General features: G+C 44.1%; 3 protein-coding genes and 1 pseudogene. 2 read left to right on the top strand and 2 right to left on the bottom strand.

Annotation, left to right across the window (positions count from 1 at the left end; all coding sequences use genetic code 11):
- Window positions 1-222, top strand: a pseudogene (locus KW93_RS07740) (ABC transporter ATP-binding protein); the annotation flags it as partial.
- Window positions 223-272: 50 nt separating this feature from the next.
- On the opposite strand, the gene KW93_RS07735 reads toward KW93_RS07740, so the two are convergent.
- Both KW93_RS07735 and KW93_RS07730 read right to left on the bottom strand, forming a co-directional pair.
- Window positions 273-749 carry a YkvA family protein gene (locus KW93_RS07735; RefSeq protein ID WP_033542421.1) on the bottom strand — a complete coding sequence of 159 codons (477 nt, stop codon included), beginning with the start codon at window positions 747-749 and terminating at the stop codon, window positions 273-275.
- A 76-nt stretch (window positions 750-825) separates the two neighbouring features.
- Window positions 826-1,050, bottom strand: coding sequence for a cold-shock protein (locus tag KW93_RS07730; protein ID WP_033542420.1), 225 nt, complete (start codon window positions 1,048-1,050; stop codon window positions 826-828).
- A gap of 168 nt (window positions 1,051-1,218) precedes the next feature.
- Here KW93_RS07730 and KW93_RS07725 point away from each other — a divergent pair, with 168 nt between their 5' ends.
- Window positions 1,219-1,638: an organic hydroperoxide resistance protein gene (locus tag KW93_RS07725; protein ID WP_033542419.1), complete on the top strand. Its 420-nt coding sequence runs from the start codon at window positions 1,219-1,221 to the stop codon at window positions 1,636-1,638.
- Window positions 1,639-1,776: the final 138 nt, after the last annotated feature.

The following is a 1,776-nucleotide window of genomic DNA, read 5'->3' as shown; positions in this document are numbered from 1 at the left end:
GATGAGCCGACAAACCACTTGGACCTGGAATCGATCCAGGCACTCAACAACGGCATGATCGCTTTCAAAGGCGCCATGGTCTTCACATCGCATGACCATCAGTTTATCCAGACAGTTGCGAACCGCGTCATCGAAATCCGTGAAGATGGCTCGATTCTCGACAAGCAATTGACATACGATGAATTCCTGGATTGGAAAGAATCGCAGGGCATCACAAACTGATCAAAAAAAATCCCGCCACACTAACATATGTGTGGCGGGATTTTCATGTTTTATTTCAGGTAACGTTTTACCATTTTGCTTGCCGGCAGCTTTGATGCCCATTTATTCCCTTTATCAGCCAGCCTGCTCACAACGACGAGCAGATCTTCATCGCCGGCCCAGTGGGACATGATGATTTCTTTCGGATATTTGTTCAACAGCGTATTGATGATATATACCGCAACAACCACATCATCCGCAAAACCTACCGGGCCAAGAAGCGCTTCCGGCATCAGGTCGATCGGTGAGATGAAATAAAGGATACCCGCTCCAATCATCGATTTGCTTTTTGCTTCTATGCGGCCATCCAGCATAAGTTTTGCCAGCAGGTGGAAGAAGTCCGGCGCAAACATCACATATTTCAGGAATTTGCTGCCCTTCCCTGTTTTTCCTTCCACCCAAATCTGGACTTTATACCTCAGTTTTTGATAAAAATCACGCTGCTCATCCTGGCTGGGCAGCGGTTTTTTCAATTCAACGTTTGCCATAGGTTTTCCCCCTAAAATCATTTTCATTCCTTTAAAGCAATAAAACGATGGTTGAATTTTCATCCATAAAATCAGTTCAGAAATGCAGCGTTATATTAGTTGCTACGCGCTCGCGCTCCGGATTGCCTTCATAGATATTGAAATTCACTTTCTGCCCGGGCAGCAGGGCGCCAAAATCATTGCTGATGGAAATCGATTCGAAGAAAAACTCCTCGCCGTCTTCCCCTACAATGTATCCGTATCCTTTATCGGCGTCAAAAGATTTTACTTCCCCTGTTCCTGATCCAATTTCTTCAGACATCCTAAACCCTCCTTGAGTAAATAAGTCAATATAGTTTCATACCCTATTCAGCAAGGTCATTAAACTTTGTCTTCAAACAGATGTGAAATCGTGTCAGTTGACTCGGCGATGGATTCCGGGTTAAGTTTGAATTGTTCGCAAATACATTTATGGAAAGAGGTTGGAAAAATGTCAGCATTATTCACAACATCTGTAACAGCCACTGGCGGCCGCCAGGGAAGAGTCGTTTCCGAAGACAACGTACTCGATCTTCAATTGGTTTCACCAAAGGAACTGGGCGGTCCCGGAGGAGAAGGCACGAATCCTGAACAATTATTTGCAGCAGGCTATTCCGCATGTTTTGATGGAGCATTAAATCTGGTCATCAAAAGAGAAAAAGCGGATGTGTCCAGCACTTCCATCAAGGCGGATGTGCATTTCCTGAAAGATGAAAGTGATAACGGCTTTAAGATCGCTGTTACGCTGAACGCTCATCTGGAGGGTGTCGATGAAGCGACTGCCAAAGATCTTGTGGAAAAAGCACACCAGGTCTGCCCTTATTCCAAAGCAACAAGAGGCAATATCGACGTAGAATTGAACGTGGTTTAAGCACCTTAGCAGAATTTGCTGTACGAATGAAATAAAACTGCCGAAGAAAAATCATTGATTTTTCTTCGGCGTTTTTTTGTTTATCATAAAAAATAATGGGAGTACGATGTAATCGATATTGCGCAAAACAGCTTCGCT

It is taken from the genome of Planococcus sp. CAU13, assembly GCF_000775575.1.
GTDB lineage: Bacteria > Bacillota > Bacilli > Bacillales_A > Planococcaceae > Planococcus.
This window is presented reverse-complemented; position numbering and strand designations above follow the sequence as displayed.